General features: G+C 65.1%; 16 protein-coding genes. 5 read left to right on the top strand and 11 right to left on the bottom strand.

Annotated features, from left to right (window positions below; genetic code table 11):
• Positions 1-2: 2 nt before the first annotated feature.
• Positions 3-704, bottom strand: a complete 702-nt coding sequence (locus tag FJ428_RS08865; protein ID WP_140879310.1) for a haloacid dehalogenase type II — start codon at positions 702-704, stop codon at positions 3-5.
• A 203-nt stretch (positions 705-907) separates the two neighbouring features.
• Positions 908-1369, bottom strand: a complete 462-nt coding sequence (locus tag FJ428_RS08860; protein WP_140879309.1) for a cupin domain-containing protein — start codon at positions 1367-1369, stop codon at positions 908-910.
• Positions 1370-1496: 127 nt separating this feature from the next.
• Here FJ428_RS08860 and FJ428_RS08855 point away from each other — a divergent pair, with 127 nt between their 5' ends.
• Positions 1497-3035: a winged helix-turn-helix domain-containing tetratricopeptide repeat protein gene (locus FJ428_RS08855; RefSeq protein ID WP_140879308.1), complete on the top strand. Its 1539-nt coding sequence runs from the start codon at positions 1497-1499 to the stop codon at positions 3033-3035.
• A gap of 66 nt (positions 3036-3101) precedes the next feature.
• On the opposite strand, the gene FJ428_RS08850 is transcribed toward FJ428_RS08855, so the two are convergent.
• The 5 genes from FJ428_RS08850 to FJ428_RS08830 form a co-directional block, all read right to left on the bottom strand.
• Positions 3102-3902, bottom strand: a complete 801-nt coding sequence (locus tag FJ428_RS08850) for a class I SAM-dependent methyltransferase (protein ID WP_140879307.1) — start codon at positions 3900-3902, stop codon at positions 3102-3104.
• Positions 3903-4191: 289 nt separating this feature from the next.
• Positions 4192-4704, bottom strand: coding sequence for a RidA family protein (locus FJ428_RS08845; protein WP_140879306.1), 513 nt, complete (start codon positions 4702-4704; stop codon positions 4192-4194).
• A 90-nt stretch (positions 4705-4794) separates the two neighbouring features.
• Positions 4795-5208 carry a cytochrome c gene (locus FJ428_RS08840; RefSeq protein ID WP_140517716.1) on the bottom strand — a complete coding sequence of 138 codons (414 nt, stop codon included), beginning with the start codon at positions 5206-5208 and terminating at the stop codon, positions 4795-4797.
• A 49-nt stretch (positions 5209-5257) separates the two neighbouring features.
• Positions 5258-6859 (bottom strand): flavin monoamine oxidase family protein, encoded by a 1602-nt coding sequence (locus FJ428_RS08835; RefSeq protein WP_224519155.1) that lies wholly within the window; start codon positions 6857-6859, stop codon positions 5258-5260.
• A 361-nt stretch (positions 6860-7220) separates the two neighbouring features.
• Positions 7221-8315 carry a LacI family DNA-binding transcriptional regulator gene (locus FJ428_RS08830; protein WP_181167260.1) on the bottom strand — a complete coding sequence of 365 codons (1095 nt, stop codon included), beginning with the start codon at positions 8313-8315 and terminating at the stop codon, positions 7221-7223.
• A 551-nt stretch (positions 8316-8866) separates the two neighbouring features.
• On the opposite strand from FJ428_RS08830, the gene FJ428_RS08825 reads away from it, so the two are divergent.
• The 4 genes from FJ428_RS08825 to FJ428_RS08810 all read left to right on the top strand — a co-directional run bounded on the left by FJ428_RS08825 (position 8867) and on the right by FJ428_RS08810 (position 13280).
• On the top strand, positions 8867-9829 hold the full coding sequence (locus tag FJ428_RS08825; RefSeq protein ID WP_140491278.1) for a sugar-binding protein: 963 nt from the start codon (positions 8867-8869) through the stop codon (positions 9827-9829).
• Between the two features lie 116 nt (positions 9830-9945).
• On the top strand, positions 9946-11484 hold the full coding sequence (locus tag FJ428_RS08820; RefSeq protein ID WP_140517789.1) for a sugar ABC transporter ATP-binding protein: 1539 nt from the start codon (positions 9946-9948) through the stop codon (positions 11482-11484).
• 50 nt (positions 11485-11534) lie between these two features.
• Entirely contained in the window at positions 11535-12530 is a 996-nt protein-coding gene (locus FJ428_RS08815; protein WP_140517717.1) for an ABC transporter permease, read from the top strand.
• A 231-nt stretch (positions 12531-12761) separates the two neighbouring features.
• Positions 12762-13280 carry a DUF2231 domain-containing protein gene (locus FJ428_RS08810; protein ID WP_140879305.1) on the top strand — a complete coding sequence of 173 codons (519 nt, stop codon included), beginning with the start codon at positions 12762-12764 and terminating at the stop codon, positions 13278-13280.
• Between the two features lie 55 nt (positions 13281-13335).
• Here the strand turns inward: FJ428_RS08810 and phnN are convergent, their stop codons facing one another.
• The 4 genes from phnN to iolB form a co-directional block, all read right to left on the bottom strand.
• Positions 13336-13968, bottom strand: a complete 633-nt coding sequence (gene phnN, locus FJ428_RS08805; RefSeq protein WP_181167259.1) for a phosphonate metabolism protein/1,5-bisphosphokinase (PRPP-forming) PhnN — start codon at positions 13966-13968, stop codon at positions 13336-13338.
• Positions 13965-15104 carry an alpha-D-ribose 1-methylphosphonate 5-triphosphate diphosphatase gene (locus FJ428_RS08800; RefSeq protein WP_140879304.1) on the bottom strand — a complete coding sequence of 380 codons (1140 nt, stop codon included), beginning with the start codon at positions 15102-15104 and terminating at the stop codon, positions 13965-13967. The genes phnN and FJ428_RS08800 overlap by 4 nt, the downstream gene beginning before the upstream one ends.
• Before the next feature lie 44 nt (positions 15105-15148).
• Entirely contained in the window at positions 15149-15856 is a 708-nt protein-coding gene (locus tag FJ428_RS08795; RefSeq protein WP_140517721.1) for a DUF1045 domain-containing protein, read from the bottom strand.
• 151 nt (positions 15857-16007) lie between these two features.
• Complete coding sequence (gene iolB / locus FJ428_RS08790) at positions 16008-16820, bottom strand: 5-deoxy-glucuronate isomerase (protein WP_140879303.1); 813 nt, start codon at positions 16818-16820, stop codon at positions 16008-16010.
• Positions 16821-16859: the final 39 nt, after the last annotated feature.

Genomic DNA, 16859 nt, shown 5'->3' with positions numbered 1-16859 from the left:
TCCTAAATCCACCCAGCCGCCCCAAAAAACCCCGGCACATCATCCAGCCCATGCGCCACCGCGTCCGGCTCATAATCCGCCGGCGGGCGTCGTCCCGTCCCGCGATCGACCCAGACCGCGCGGAAGTGGAGGTCGCGTGCGGCGGTCAGGTCGAGGTGCGGGCTGGCGCAGATGTGGACCAGCTCGTCCCTGGTCACGCCAAGGGTGCGCCAGGCGTGTTCGAAGATCTGCCGCGACGGCTTGTAGGCCTGCGCCTGTTGCGCCGTGATGACCTGGTCGATGGCGCCGCCAAGCTGCGCGACATTGCCGGCGATGATGGCGTCGTCGGTGTTGGAGATGATCGCCAGCTTGAAGCCGGCCTGCTTCAGCCTTTGCAGCGTCGCGACGACTTCCGGGAAGGGCGGCATGCGGCCGATCGAGGATGTCAGCAGTTCGGCGTCGCTGGCTTCCGCTTCCAGCGAAAAGTCCCGCATCGCCAGATGCAGCGCTTTGGCGGTCACCTCGGCGAAGGAGAGGTGCGGCTTGGTATGCTCGAGCTGGTGTTCGTGCCGGTCGTAGACCGGGATGAATGTCTGCGCCTCGATCCTGCGGCCCTTGCGCGACAGGATCGTCTCCATCGCGGTCATCAGCCCTTCATCCCACTGGATCAGCGTGCCGTAGCAGTCGAAAGTAAGCCAGGTCGGGCGCGGTCCGCCAAGTGTCATTTGGGAACCTTTTGCGAAAAGACGTCGGGAGCCTCCGGGCACAACTTAGACCATTGGGCGCTTTTATCCAGGTGCAGGATTCTCCGCGTCGGACGGCCGGCTCTCGGCCGCAGCGATGATCTTTGCTGTGTCCAGGCATCCGAGGCACCGAAGGCCGCCGTTACGCCGGAAGCATGCCGATCACGCCTATGTACCAACTGCGCCTAGGCACTCGTCGTCAACGTGGAGAGCTGGTCGGTGTCGTAGCGGTTCCGCAGTTCGGCAAGCGCGTTCGGATCCGGGGAGCCCTTTGCGGCGAGCCTCGCAAGGTCTTCGAAATAGTGCTCATGCCCGGGCGGCGAGACGGTCATCAGCACGCGGGCCGGTTTTTCGCCGACATTGGTGATGTTGTGCCGCACGCCGGGCGGAATGAACAGGAAGGTGCCCGGGGTCGCCCGGATCACCTCCGCCCCGACGTGCCAGACACATTCGCCGTCAAGCACATAGAAGGTTTCTTCCTGCACGCGATGGACATGCAGGCCGGTGGCGAAGCCGGCCGGTATGGTCCAGTCGAACATGCTCGTGTGTCTGGTATCCTCGCCGGTGACGAGAAACACCATCGGCTGGCCACGCAGCATGACCCCCTTGTTCTCGTCGGGCATCCGGATGACAGGGGCGGCGCTCATTTGATCCTCCATCGGTTCGCTGCTTTTTCCCGCAGCCACCGGCACAGGATGCCTCTACCCGGCCGGCCAGTCGTGAAGCCGTTGCGAAATCATTGCGAAAAGATTGCAAACGGTATCTCCTTCGGGAATGGCAACGAGCCTCGCCTTTGGCCCCTTTCGCATCGACGGCGAAGCCGGGATCCTGTTCCACGGTGACCAGCCGACGCCGCTCGGCCAACGGGCCGTCGCGCTGCTGGCGCTGCTTGTCGAACGCACGGGCAAGCCGGTTCCCAAGCAGGCGCTGATCGACGCCGCATGGCCGGGCCAAGCGATCGAGGACAGCAATCTGACGGTGCAGATCGCGGCGGCCAGGCGCATGCTGGAGAGCGCGGCCGGCGGCGGAAGCTGGATCGAGACGCTGCCGCGGCACGGCTATCGCTATGTCGGGCCCGAGGTCGCGATCGGTGGTCTCGGCCCCGAGGCGGCAACGCTGACATGGCCCGGCAAGCCTTCGATCGCGGTTCTGCCGTTCTCGAACCTGAGCGGTGATCCGGAGCAGGACTATTTCGCCGACGGCATCGTCGACGACATCACCACCGGCCTGGCGCGCATCAACTGGCTGTTCGTCATCGCGCGCAACTCCTCCTTCACCTATAAGGGGCGCGCGGTGGACGTGAAGCAGGTCGGCCGCGAGCTCGGCGTCCACTATGTGCTCGAAGGCAGCGTGCGCAGGGCCGGCGGCAGCGTGCGCGTCACCGGCCAGATGATCGACACCTCGACCGGCGCCCACATATGGGCCGAGCGCTTCGACCGCGCCTCCGCCGATATTTTCGCGCTCCAGGATGAGATCGCGCTGGCGGCCGTCGGCGCGATCGCGCCCAGCCTGCGGCGCGTCGAAATCGAGAGGGTGAGGCGCAAGCGCCCCGACAGTCTCGATGCCTACGACCTCGTGCTGCGCGCCCAGCCGGACGTGGATTCCGGCATGCCCGAACGGGTGGCGCAGGCGCTCGTGCTGCTCGAACGCGCCATCGAACTCGAGCCGACCTATGCGCTTGCCCACGGCAATGCCGCCATGTGCCATCATTGCCTGTTCCTTCGCGCCGGCTTGCAGGAAGCCGATCGCGAGGCTTCGGTACGCCATGCCCGCCTGGCCATCCTGCACGGACAGGACGACGCGGCCGCGCTTACCCTTGCGGGGTTTTCGATCGGCATGGATGGACATGACCGCAAGGCCGCCTTCACCGCCCTGGAAGCCGCGCTTGCCGTCAGCCCGTCATCCGCCCTGACCTACATTCTGGGCAGCGTCATCCTCGGCTGGAGCGGCGAAGCGGAGCAGGCCATCGCGTGGAGCGAGCGCGGGATGCGGCTCAGCCCCTTCGACCCCTGGGCCTTCGCCGCCTTCGACGCGCAGGCGATGAGCCATCTGCTGCGCGGCCGCTATGACGAGGCCTGCCGTGCCGCATACAGGTCGGTGCAGGCCAATCCCGCCCACAGCATCACCTATGTGCAACTGGCCGCCGCTTTGGCGAAGCTCGGCCGGCTGGAAGAGGCGGCGGCGGCGGCGGCGCGGGTGCGTGAGCTGCATCCGACGTTTCGCTACGGTCGGCAGTTCGCGGCCGTACACTGCGCCCCGGCGCTCGCGCAATGCCTGGGCGAGGCGCTGAAGGCCGCCGGTCTGCCGCAATAGCGCCGGCGCGTCTTCATGGAGACCGGCCTGGGCGGCAGATGGCGGATGGGCGGTTCTTCGGCGCCCTTACCGCACCACGCCCCTGCAGGCCCAGGCAACATTCGCGAACGACCGCGGCCCATCCGGCCGGCCGGCCTCGTAGGCATCGCGGACGGCAGCCTCGCTGCGCGTCCGCTCGGCTGGATCGAGCGTCATCATGTATTTGCCGAGCGGGCCTTCGCCGGCCGCTATCGGCGCCCAATAGTCGTCGAAGTCCCGGTAGTCCATGCGGATCATCAGCTCGGTTTCGGTCACATCGGCCAGGTCCTGCTCGACAAAAGTCCGCTTCATTTCGCCCGGCTGCATCATCGGCTGGAAGCAATAGCGGCTGCGCATCTGGCGTCCGCCTTCGCTGAGCGCGGCCACCGTGTCGATCATCATGCGCATGCCAGGCATGCCGCCGAGATGGTCCCACACCACGGCCGCCACCACGCCGCCCGGCCGCACCACGCGGCGCATCTCGCCCACTGCCTTGCCGGCCTCCGGCACGAAGTGGAGCACGAGCAGCGCCAGCGCGCGGTCGAAACCATCGTCGGCGAACGGCAAGGCGGTGGCGTCGGCTTGCTGGATTTCGATGCGCGGGTCGGCGTTGCGCCGCTTCGCCGCCTCGACGAAGACGGGCGAAAAGTCGATTGCCGCGATCGCCGCGAGGTCGGCGGATTTGGCCAGCTCGAATGTCAAGCTGCCGGTGCCGCAGCCGACGTCGAGGATCTTTTCGCCGCGGGCAAGCCCGGCGAAGTCGATGAATTTGGGCGCGAGCTTGCGGCTCCAGCGGCCCATGAGCTGCTCATATCCGCTGGCGTCATGAACGGTGAAACTTGAGGTCATCTCGCTCTCCCTGCGCTGAAGAGGCGAGGCTAGGCTAATTCCGGGAAAAGCGTGAGGCGGTTTTCCGTCCGCGGTCGCGCGACCTGCCTTCGACGAATGGCTAGTGCATGGGCGTGGGCTCCGCGCGGTTTAGCCCTCACTGGCGGGTCAACATCGCCCGGCTCCGCCTTTCGGTGGGTGCCTGGGCGAGCGAGGCCGCTTCAGCCGCCCCGGTTCGCGGCCCGCCAGATCCGCGCCTCGCCAGCCCGTTCGGCATCCTGGCTCGACGGGCTGGCCGAACGCCCCGGCTTCAGGGCCGCACGGCGGTCACTTCGATTTCGACCAGGAAGCCGGGGCCGGCAAGGCCCGCGACCTGCACCACCGAACGCGTCGGCAGGTTCGGCTGGTCCTTGGTCCCGAAAAACTTCGTGTAGCCTTTCATGAAACCGGCGAAATCCATCTTGCCGCCCTTGGCGGGATCGCCGACCAGGAAGACCTGCATCTTGACGACGTCGCCCATCTTCAGGCCGAGATCGGCCAGCGTCTTGTCGATCGACTTCAGCACCGAGCCGGTCTGGGCCTCGGTGTCGCCATAGGCGGCGACCGTCGCCTTGTCGGCCTTCTCGTCGATGACCGACGGCACGGCGCCGCTGAGATAGACCGTGGTCTTGCCGGCCGGCACCTCGACGGCGCGCAGGATCGGAAAATCCGAATTCGGAATCTTGTGGCGAACGACGTCGTCGGCCAAGGCGGCGCCGGCCGCCAGCATTCCCGCCGCCAGCACGGCGGCCCCAATCCATGATTTCCTGATCGATGGTTTCATGACCCGTTTCCTTCCATTCGAGAGGGCGGCGAGCGCCAAAATGCCCGCCGCGCGGTTTGCGTTGCCGCATGTGCGGGCGACATCCGCCACTCAGCGGACATCCTTCACGTCCTGCGCCGTCACGGCATCCTTGTAGTCGTTGCCGAAATGCGTCCTGACATAGTTGACCACGGCAGCGACCTGGTCGTCGCTCATCATCTGCCCCACCGGCGGCATGCCGTTTTGCCCGTGCAGGACGAGGCTTACCGGATAGCCGCCGGTCTCTAGGTTCTTGTTCTTGGCCAGCGCCGGATAGTGGCCGGCGCCGACCGCGCCTTGCCCCTTGTCCAGGTGGCAGGCGGCGCAGACATTGGCATAGAGCGCCGCGCCGTCCTTTTCGGTGAAAGTATCGCCCTGGCTGAACGTGACGCCGGCCGAATCGGCGAACGCGCCGGGAGCCGTGAACGCCATGGCGGCGGCCATGGCGGCGATGAGACCGCAGGGTCTTTTGAAGGAGCTGCTCATGATGGGATGCCTCGCGGGATATGGGGTGAACGAAGGGATCGGCATGGCCTCATCCCTGCATGACGCGCTGGTGCAGGCGGGTGATGGCGTTGAGCGAGGACAGGATCGCGCCCTCCTGCCAGGCGGGAATGTAGGAGGCATGCTCGCCGGCCAGCACGATGCGGCCGTCGATCTGGCACAGATTGTCGTAGTGCTCCTTGCGCGCCTCCTCGGTCCAGTCGCCCGCGCAGCCAAGCGTGAAGGGCGAGCGGTGCCATGCCCAGGAAACGCCGGTCTCGAACTCCTGTTTGTATTGCGGGTGAAGCTGCGCGCCGTATTCCACCGCCTTCTGCACGCGCTCCTGCGGGGTCATGGCGGTGAATTCGTAGGAGTTCGGTCCGTTCCATGTGTAGCAGCCGAGCAGCACGCCCTTGCCGCCGGCGTTGAAGCCGGTGCTGGGGTAGGAGATCTGCGAAATGGGCAAGTTGGTGTAGCTGACGCCGCCGAAGATCGATTCGTCCTCCTCCCAGAAACGGCGCTTCATCTGCAGGCCGACCTTGACCGAGGACGCATAGGGCACCGCCCCGATCGCCGCCTGCATGGCGCCGCCGACCTGGATTTCGATCTGGCTAAGGATGGTGAGCGGAATGGTGCACACGCACCAGTCGGCGCTGGCTTCCTGGGCGGTTCCGGGGTTTTTCGCGTCCTCATAGGTCACCGTCACGCCCTTGTCGTTCTGGGCGATCTTGGTGACCTTGGCATTGTAGGTGATGAGGTCGCCGACCTGCTTGGCGAAGGCTTCGCCGATCCTGCCCATGCCGCCGACCGGCTGGAACATGGTGGTCTGGAATTCGTAGAGCGAGAAGTTGGCGAGGCTGCCCCACAGGCGCGAATTCAATACGTCGGACGCGCCGATGACCTGACCCGCCACCGGCTCGGCGCCGATGCCGCCGCCCGGCTCCTTCTCGTAGCCGCGGAATTCGGCGGTCGCGAGGCTGGATTTGTAGCTGTAGTCCTTGTCCAGCGCGCCCCAGGACTGCAGCGCCTCGAGCAGCACCTCCTGGTCCTCCTTGGAGACGAGCCCTTCCAGTTGGCCTTTCTTGGCCACCTTGGCCAGCAGCTCCGACGTGTGGCCCTTGAAGTCGGTCTGGATCTCGCGCACCCGCTTAGGCTTGCCGCCGAAGGCCTCCGTCGAGTGCAGCAGGGCGTTGTGGTTGGTCTGCTGGAACGGCTCCAGCGTCACCCCGAGCCTCCGGCAGTAGGCCAACAGCCCGTTGTGATGGTAAGGGATGCGCCAGGGGCCGGGATTGAGGTAGAGCCCCTCGTCGAACTCGCATTTCTGCGTGTAGCCGCCAAGTTCGGTAACGGTGTCGCCGCCGCGTATCGTCCAGTTGCGGCCGCCGGCGCGGGCATTGTATTCGAGGATCTTCACCTTGTAGCCGGCCTGGCGCAGTTCCAGGGCCGCCAGCATGCCGGCCAGGCCGGCGCCCAGGACGAGCACCGAAGCGCCCTTCGGGTCGCCTTCGAGCTTGATCGGTCCCTTGTAATCGGACTCTGCCGCCAGCCCCATGCTGGTCATGGCCTGGTACATTGCGGCGCTGCCCGCCGTAATGCCGATCATTTTGAGAAGGTCGCGCCGGCGCATGCCGGCAAGGGATTGTTCGAGCTGCATGTTCGTCTCCTCGATCAGCGGCACGCCGCGATCCGCCGCCTGTTGCCCCCGCAAGCTCGAGGCGAGCCCCGGTGGACGACGCAAGGCTATGCCTGCAACCCAATCTGTTCAACCAACACGCCGCGCTTGGAACAAATGTCCTCGAATCTTGGCGCAATCGGGCTCTCGCGGCGTCGCTGGCCGGCATTTTTCACGCCTTCGCGGCCTCGGGGCCGGCGGCCCGACCGCTTGCTGTGCCAATTGAAAGGGCATGCCTGGCTGGCCCCGGCAGCGGGAAAGTCCGACGGGAAAGTCCGTGGCCTGCCGGCGCTCGCGGCGCCGGTTTTCATCGCCCAAATGCTTGCCTTGTCGGCCGGGTCGGTCAGCCTGCCACGGCCCGCACGCTCTCCCTCTCCACCAGCGGACATTCCAGCTTGGTGATGGGATAGCGCCCCCGTCCCACCGTCGCTGGCGCTTCGAGCTGTTCGATCGCCCATTGGCCCATCGCCATATGCGGCAGGATCGAGGTGGTCAGCGGCGGGAACAGATGCCTGGCGATTTCCTCGTCGTCGTAGCCGACCACGGAGATGTCCTGCGGGATGTGCAGGCCGGCTTCCTTCAGCGCTTCGTAGCAGCCGATCGCGGTGCGGTCGTTCTGGCAGAAGATGGCGGTCGGGCGGTCCTTCAGCGCCAGGAGCTTGACGGTCGCGGCATAGCCGGCACTTGCCGACCAGTCGCCCTCGACCACCAGTTCGGGATCGAAAGGGATGTCGGCAGTGGCAAGAGCGCGGCGGTAGCCTTTCAGGCGGTCCTGTGCCGCCTGCATCCAGGGCTCGCCGGTGATGGTGGCGATGCGGCGGTGGCCGTGGCTGATCAAGTGCCGGGTGGAGCTCTGGCCGCCGGCGATCTCGGAGGGCACCACGGCGGGGAAGGCGTAATCCGACGTGTAGCAGTTGAGCAGGATCACCGGGATGTCGAGGCTGTAGAGGAAGTCGGGCGCCGTGATCTCGCGGGTGAAGATGGTCATGTAGATCAGCGCCGAAATGCCCCGCCTGGTCAGCGCCTCTATGGCGCGCGGCTCCATCACGGCGTCGCCCATGGTCTGCGCCACCAGAAGCACGTTGCCGGCGTTCCACGAGGCCTGGCGCGCGCCCTCGATGGCGACGACGGCTTCCGGGCTGGTGGCGAGCTGGTCGACGGCGAAGCCGATCACCCCGTCCAGCCCGTCGAAGGCGCTGGCCGGCGCCTTCAGTGCCGAAAAGGCCGGCGCACTATAGCCCAGCGCGCGCGCCGCCTCGATCACCCGCTCGCGCGTCTGCCGCGACAGTTTTATGCCAGGCGAATTGTTGAGCACGAAGGAAACAGTCGCCTGCGAGCAGCCGGCGGCGCGCGCAATGTCGGTCATGGTGACCCGGCCCTTGGGCTTCACCGGCGCCTTGCGGCGCCTTGCCGTCGCGATATCGGTGGTCTCACTCATGCTGTTCGTGTTCCCCGGCCTGTCCGGCCTGCCCGGCGACCATCAAGGCCGCGCCGGTTTATAGAAATATCGGCTGACTTATATCTATTAGCAGGCGACCGGTCTACTGGCTAAGGGGCTCGGGCAGCTTAAAATCACAGCATATGAGCCGATTATCCCTTTTGCGCCAAACCCTTGCGTTCTCGGCAAAGCCAACGGCGTCACCGCCGGCGCGGTCGCCATCGAACGCAACTAATACCGTTTACTAATACGAAAATGCGCTGTAACGTCGGTCCGTCGCGTCCGTTTTCCCTGGGGCGCGGTGCATGCGAATGGCCCGATGGCAAGCGGATAGTACCCCCGCGAAGCCTTGTCGCGGACATGTGATATGTCTGACAAATCGGACTATTTACGAACGGGGGATGAGTCTCTAAAGTCCGTCGCCGTGGCTGGAACGACGCCATCTTCAGTGCCGGGAACCCTTGAGGAGGAGGGCGTCCAAGCCGCGAACGGCAAATCAGACAAGTGCAGGATCGGCCGGTCCGACGACCGGCCAAAACGGGAGGTTGAACATGAAATCCTTGATACGCAATGCATCCGTGGCCACCGCGGCGCTGCTGCTTGGCCTGACGGCGAGCACGATCGCGCGCGCCGACGACAAGCCGACGCTGGCCTTCGTCGTCAACGGCGCTTCCGACTTCTGGAAGGCGGCCGAAGCCGGCGTCAAGAAGGCGCAGGGCGAACTGCCCGACTACAATCTCGAGCTGAAATATCCCGAGCAGTCCTCGGTCGCCATCCAGCAGCGGCTGATGGACGATCTGGTCACCGCCGGCGTCAAGGGCATCATGGTTTCGGCCGTCGATCCCAAGACCTCGACCGACGGGCTGAACAAGATCGCCTCGGAAACGGCGCTGTTCACCACCGACAGCGACGCTCCGCAGACCAAGCGCGTCGCCTACATCGGCTCGTCCAATGTCGATGCCGGCAAGCAGGCGGCCGAAATCGCCAAGAAGGCGATGCCAGACGGCGGCAAGTGCCTCGGCTTCGTCGGCCTGCTCGGCGCCGACAATGCCAAGGAGCGCATCCAGGGCATGAAGGATGGCCTGGCCGGCACCAAGATCGAGCTCGTCGACGTGCGCGGCGACGACATCGACCAGGCCCGCGCCAAGAAGAATGTCGAGGACGCGCTGGTCGCCAGCCCCGACGTCACCTGCATGGTCGGCTTCTACTCCTACAACACGCCGCGCATCTATGAAGCGCTGCGCGATGCCGGCAAGCTCGGCTCGATCACCGTCGTCGGCTTCGATGACGATCCGATCACGCTGGGCGGCGTCAAGGAAGGCACCATTGCCGCCACCGTCGTGCAGCAGCCCTTCGAGTGGGCCTATCAGGGCATGAAGCTGATGGCATCCTATCTCAAGGGCGACAAGTCGGGCATCCCGGCCGACGGCCTCATCATCATCCCGACCAAGATCATCGGCAAGGATGACGTCGACGCCTACGCCGCCAATCTGAAGGCGATGGCTGGAAACTAAGACCGAAGGCAGTTCAGCCGGCTCAACGTCGCTTGAGCCGGCTGCTCTCGCATTGACGAACCCTTCGAGGCCAGTCAGTCTGCCAAGAGGTCGGCCCGCCAACGCTGTCAGGCATGATGAATTATTCCGACACATCCATCGCCGCGACCACCCCGTTCCTCAGTCTCGAGAACGTGCGCAAGACCTATCCGGGCGTCGTCGCGCTCGACGGCTTCTCGATGGAGGTCAGGCCGGGCGAGGTCATCGGTCTCGTCGGCGAGAACGGCGCCGGCAAATCCACCTTGATGAAGATCCTCGGCGGCGTGACGCGGCCGGACAGCGGCACCGTCACCGTCGACGGCACCGCCCATGACGGCCTGAGCGTCGAGGGCAGCCTTGGCTCCGGCATCGCCTTCGTCCACCAGGAACTCAACCTGTTCGAGAACCTCGATGTCGCAGCCAACATCTTCTTCGGCCGCGAACCGCTGCGCGCCGGGCCGCTCAGGCTCGTCGATCGCGCCAGGCTGCGCGCCATGGTGGCGCCGCTCCTGAAGCGCGTCGGCGCCAATTTCTCCGCCGACACGCCCGTCGCCGAACTGTCGCTCGCCCAGCAACAGATGGTCGAGATCGCCAAGGCGCTGTCGATCAAGGCAAGGCTGGTCATCCTCGACGAACCGACGTCGAGCCTGCCGATCGCCGAGACCGACAAATTGCTCGACGTCATCAAGGCGCTGAAGGCGGACGGCATCAGCGTCATCTTCATTTCGCATCGCCTGCACGAGGTCGAGCGCGTCGCCGACCGCGTCATCGTGCTGCGCGACGGCATGCTGGCCGGCACCTTGCCCAAGCGCGACATCAACCACGACCAGATGGTCAAGCTGATGATCGGCCGCATGCTGAAGGAGCGCGAGAAGGCTTCCGAGGCGGCCCGCGCCCCCGGCGCCGTCGCCCTGTCGGCCAAGGCCATCCGCACCCCGACCTATCCCGGCCGCCCGGTAGATCTCGACGTCAGGCGCGGTGAAATCCTCGGCCTTGCCGGCCTTGTCGGTTCCGGCCGCACCGAGCTGGCGCGGGTGTTCTTCGGCATCGAAAGCAGCCTCGGCGGCACGCTCGAGCTCGCCGGCAAGCCGCTCTCCCTGGGCTCGGCGGCCGATGCCGTCGCGCACGGCATCTTCCTGGTGCCGGAGGACCGCAAGCTGACCGGTATCCTGCTCGACCTTTCGATCGCCCAGAACATTTCGCTGCCCAACCTGCCGGCGCATGCCAAGCGCTCCTTGGTGTCGACCAGCGCCGAAACGGCAACCGCCGAGAAGCAGAAAAAAGATCTCGGCATCAAGGCGCCCTCGGTTCAGACGCGCACCGGCACGCTGTCGGGCGGCAACCAGCAGAAGGTCGTGCTGGCCAAATGGCTGGCGATGAACCCCAAGGTGATGATCCTCGATGAGCCGACGCGCGGCATCGACATCGGCGCCAAGGCGGAGATCTACGGGCTGATGCGTGCGCTGGCCGACGCCGGCGTCGCCGTGCTGATGATCTCCAGCGACATGGAGGAGGTGATCGGCGTGTCCGACCGCATCGCCGTCATGCATGAGGGCCAGATCTCGGGCATTCTGGACAAGGACCAGTTCAGCCAGGAAAACGTGCTGCTGCTGGCGGTAGGCAAGCAGCCGAAATGATTCTGCCGCCGCGCCGCGGAAGCGCTCGGGCCGGCATTGGGGAGAAGATGATGAGCAAGAAAGATCTCGGCCTGCTGATCCTGATCCTGGTGGTCGGCGCCATCGTCGCCATCATCAATCCGCGCTTCCTGCTGCCGATCAATCTCGCCAACACCTCGAACCTGATCGGACTGTTCGGCATCCTGTCGATCGGCCAGGCCTTCGTCATCATCACCGGCGGCATCGAATTGTCGGTCGGCTCGCTGGTGGCGCTGCTGGGAACGCTTTTCATCGACTTCATCGCCGTGCGCGGCATGGAATGGCCGCTGGCCTTCGTGCTCATCCTGGTGCTCGGTGCCATCATCGGCCTGGCGCATGGCTGGCTGATCACGCGGCTCAAATTGCAGCCCTTCGTGGTGACCTTGTGCGGCCTTTTGATCTATCGCGGCGTCGCCCGCTTCTACACCGCCGACGGCACCGCCGGCTTCGCCTTCGGCCAGAATTTCCCGGAGCTCGAATTCTTGACCGCCGGCCGCTCCTGGGGCGTGCCGAACTCCTTCTTCGCCCTGATCGTCATCGCCATCGTCATGTGGGTGGTGCTGCACCGCTCGGTGTTCGGCCGCTATCTCTACGCCATCGGCAAGAACGAGGAGGCGGCGAAATATTCCGGCATCCGCACCGGGCGTGTCGTCATGGCCGCCTACGTCATCTGCGGGGTACTGACGGCGCTGTCGGCGATCTATTTCGCCATGTACACGCGCTCCATCTCGCCAGCCAGCCACGGCCAGTTCTACGAGCTCTACGCCATTGCCGCGGCCGTGCTCGGCGGCTTCTCGCTGCGCGGCGGCGAGGGCTCGCTGATTGGTGTCATCCTCGGCACCGTACTGTTGCAGGAGCTGCAGAACCTCGTCAATCTGCTCGGCATCCCGTCCTCGCTCAACTTCGCGGTGATGGGCGGCGTCATCCTCATCGGCGTGCTGATCGACCAGCAATGGGGTGTGTTCCGCGCGCGGCGGCGCATGGTCGACGCCAGCCGCAAGAGCATCGCCGGCGCAGCGGCGGAATAGTCAGGGGCAAAAAGCCACCATCCGCCGTGGCCGTCGAAAGATAACGCCGCTCTATCTCGCCCGCCCCGCAATTCCGCTCGATCTGTTGTCGGCCGTATCTGTGCGGCCCCAAGTGACTTGAGTGCAAAAGGGGGGCGGCATCGCGAAAACGGTCTTGCGAGCTTCCATCCGGATTGGAACGAAACCCTTGTCTGGGCGTTGTTCAAAGCTTTTCTATTCGGAGGCATTGTCATGGCCGCGAATCCGCTAAGCACCGCCAAGGTGGGAGGTCATCCCATCCATCCGATGCTCATTCCCTTTCCTGTCGCGTTCCTTGTCGGCGCGTTTCTCACCGATTTGATGTTCTGGGGGACTGCCGACGCCTTTTGGGCACGCGCGTCGATGTGGCTGATTGGAGTAGCCATCGTCATGGCTCTCCTGGCGGCGATTGCCGGCTTTATCGATTTCCTGAGCGAGCCGCGCATCCGCGCCCTGACGGACGCCTGGTACCACATGGTCGGCAATTTGACCGCCGTCGTTCTGGCGCTGATCAATTTCTATCTTCGCTACAGCCAAGGCGCCGAAGCGGCAGTTCGCCCATGGGGAGTGCTGCTTTCATTGATCGTTGTCTGCATCCTGCTGTTTACCGGCTGGAAAGGCTGGGAAATGGTGTACCGCCATCACGTCGCGGTTCTGGACGCGCCGACACAACCTTCGGCAACGCCGTTGGCCGGCACGCGTCGTGCCGATCACGACCGGCACGCGGCATAAAACGAAGGTGTTTCGATGTTCAGGTCAGGCGAGCGCCACCTGACCATCAACACCTTTAGTCGATCAGCCCCGACATGTCGGAGAACGCCATCGCCTTGCGCAGCACCTCGGCAAAGCGCTCGCCTGCCGCTTCGCGCGAACCGCTATTGTCGATCGAGGTGACGCCGGGTCCGGAGAGCGTCACAGGGGCGCTGCGCGCCAGGCGTGCCAGAACCTCCCCGCGCGACTCGCGGCCACGCATCGCCAGCCGCCCGGCCAGCACATCGGGCGAAGCGGTGATCTCGACGATGACCAGATTGGCATAGCGCTTTCGCAAGGCAGGGATGATCGCGCGCGATACGTTGGCGACAGCGACATGGCCGTTGGCCACTGCCCAATCGACCTCGGCCGGCAGGCCGTAGCGCAGGCCGTGCGCCTCCCAGGAGACGGCGAAGGCGCCGTCGGCTTCGGCTTCGATGAAGGCGGCATCGGCCAGCGTGTCGTGATCCTCGCTTGCCGTGTCGCTCGGTCTGGTGATGACGCGGCGCACGAACTCCAGCCGCGGCTCGTCGGCGAAAAGCGCCTTGGCATGGCCGATGATCGTATCCTTGCCGGCGCCGCTCGGGCCCACCACGGCAACGAAGACGCCGTCGCGTATCGGAAACGCCTCGGCCGACAGTTCACGCTCGATCAATGCCGAAGCCATCACGCGACCCGCCGCCCCTGTCGCCAGACCGTGCGCACCACCGGAACGTGGTCGTCGAGGCGCACGCGCACCAAGTCGGCCCGGCGGCCCTCTTCGATGACGCCGCGATCGGAAAGACCGACGGCCTCGGCCGGGTTCTTGGACACCATTGCCACCGCCTGCGGCAGGGAAATGCTATCGACGACGTCGCCGAGAAAGAAGGCGGACTGGATCAGGCTGAAGGGGATGTAGTCGGACGACAATATGTCGAGCAGGCCGTCGCTGGCCAGCGTGCGCGCCGAGACGTTGCCCGAATGCGAGGCGCCCCGCATGACATTGGGCGCGCCCATCAGCACGCCGAGCCCTGCATCCTTCGAAGCCCTGGCGGCTTCCTCGGTGGTTGGGAATTCGGCAACGCGCACGCCTTGCTCGATGGCTTCGTCGACATGGCCCGTCGTCGCATCGTCATGGCTCGCGAGCACGATGCCGCGCTCGTGGCAGGCGGCGGCGATGAAGACGCGGTTCGCCCCCGAATTCCGTGCCGATTCGCCCATCCGCTTCTCACAGAATTTCTGGAAATCGCGATCGGTCAGCTTCAGCTTGCGTTGATAGTAGTAGGCATAGGTTTCGAGGTTGACGAACTGGCGCTGGCCTGGCGCATGGTCCATCAGCGAGGCGAGCTTCACCCGTTCGTCCGTCTCGAAATTGGCGAAGGCCCTGAGGCAATCCGGCGCCGAGACCTCGCAGCGTAGATGGATGAAATGATCGGCCCGCAATCGATCCATCCGCACGCTGTCCTCGATCGCATCGGCGAGCTTGCGGATGTCGGCGGCGTTGAGATCGGCATCCTCGTCCATGCCGACACGCAAGGCGTCGAGCACGGTGGTAATGCCTGCCGTCGCCACTTGCGCGTCATGGGCGAGCACGGCGGCGATCGGGTTCCATCGCACCTTCGGCCGCGGCGCATAATGGCCTTCGAGATGATCGGTGTGAAGCTCGACCAGCCCCGGAATGATGAAGTCGCCAGCCATGTCCTCGCCGGCTCGGACGGCGCCGGCGGATATGTCGGCGATCAGACCGTCACGCATCACGAGCGAGCCGTCGATGATCTCGTCGGCAAGAACGATGCGGGCGTTGCTCAGAATGGTCTCGGCGGTCATTTCAGGCAGTCCTTGGTTTTTTCTGGCCTTTACGGCTTGTTGCTTCAGGCGGATTTTCTGGCCGGACGGCACCCGAGCGCGTGCTGGGAAAGCACCATGAACGGGGCGCCGGGTTCGGGCTCGATGAACAGCGTCAACCCGTCCACAGGCACCGGCTGGCGCAGCACCTCGGCGAACAGACCCTCGATTGCCAGGCGAAGACGAGGGCTTTCCTGTGGCCCGGCCCTGCCGGACAGCGTCATGTGAAAGCGGAAGCTCTCGAAGACGTAAGGATAGCCCCATTGGCAGAGATTGCGGAATTCGCCCGGCTTCAGCGAGTCCGGACTGCGCCGCTCGATCTCGGCCTCCGTTAACGGCGCGCGAAAGCGGTCGAAATCGCGCACCACATCATCGGCGAAGCGATTGAGCGGAGGCAATGCCGCCTCCGGCACCAGCGCGAAGAAACCGTCGATCTGGCTGACGACGAGACGGGGGATCATCACAACGGGCGTCGCCTCGGCAAAGGCGTCGAGCGCTGCGCGCAACGAGGCTTCGGTTTCGTTGGCCGCTAACCGGAAAGGGGCTTTCAGCGTTGCGTGAAAACCATAGCGCCGTGCCGATGCGGTGTGGAAGGCGACTTCCGCCGCCGACAAATCGCCCACCGCCTCCACCGGTCGCGTCGCGGCGCCGAACGGGTCACGGCCCAGCCAGTTGGCGGCGATCCGCGCCAATTTTTCGTCCTGTCGGGGGGTGAAGTAGATGGCGTAGCGCATCGAAAATCCTCGTCAGCCCGTTGCCATAGGTGATTCCCATGACGGATTGACGAAGCTTTGAAGGGTTTTCGAAGGCAAATCGACCCCGCCGGTCCTTAGCCGACGATTTTTCTGATCTGGACCAACAGGTTCAGCCGTGAACGCGCAACGGTCAGGCCTTCGTCAGCCATTCGTGCTCGGGCGCATTGTGGAATTTCCACGTCCGCTTCGGGCCGGCCATGACGTTGAGATAGTAGAGGTCGTAGCCATGACAAGCCGCGCAGGGGTGATAGCCCTTGGGCACCAGCACGACGTCGCCGTCCTCGATCGCCATCGCCTCGTCCAGCGCGCGGGAGCCGTCCTTGTCGGCGTCGGTATAGACCCGCTGGAAAGCAAAGCCCTGCGGCGGGTTGAGGCGGTGATAATAGGTTTCCTCGAGATAGGATTCGTTAGGCAGATTGTCCTGGTCGTGCTTGTGCGGCGGGTAGCTCGACGTATGTCCGCCGGGCGTGATGACCTCGACCACCAGCAGCGAATCGGCCGGCTTGCCCTCGGGCAGGATGTTGGTGACGTAGCGTGTATTGGTGCCCTTGCCGCGTACCTCCTGGCCGAGGTCGTCAGGCCCGATGACGCGAACCGGCAGGCCGCCGCTCAATCCCGGCGCCGAGCAGACCGCCAGTTCCAGTCCGCTATCAGCCGTCACCGACCAGTCCGATCCCTGCGGCACATAGACCGACCATGGTTTGCCTTCGAAGGGCGACATGCGCTGGCCAAGCAGGCCGAGATCCTTGCCGCCGGCCGTGACCGTGCCCTTGCCGGTGACGAACACCAGGCAGACTTCGCGATCGTCCGTTGTTCCCGAAGCCGTTTCGCCCGGTTCCAGCCGGTGCAGGTCGAACCCGACATAGGTCCACCCGGCGCTTTGCGGCGTGACGTGCGCGACACGGCCATGGCCCTTGTCGGCTTTGACCAGCAGCTTCGACATTCTGTCTCTCCTATTCCTTTGGCTTGCTACAAAGCCTGC

It is taken from the genome of Mesorhizobium sp. B2-8-1 (assembly GCF_006440955.1).
Taxonomy (GTDB): domain Bacteria; phylum Pseudomonadota; class Alphaproteobacteria; order Rhizobiales; family Rhizobiaceae; genus Mesorhizobium.
Note: the sequence above shows the minus strand (reverse complement) of the source record. Positions and strands in the feature narration are given on the sequence as shown.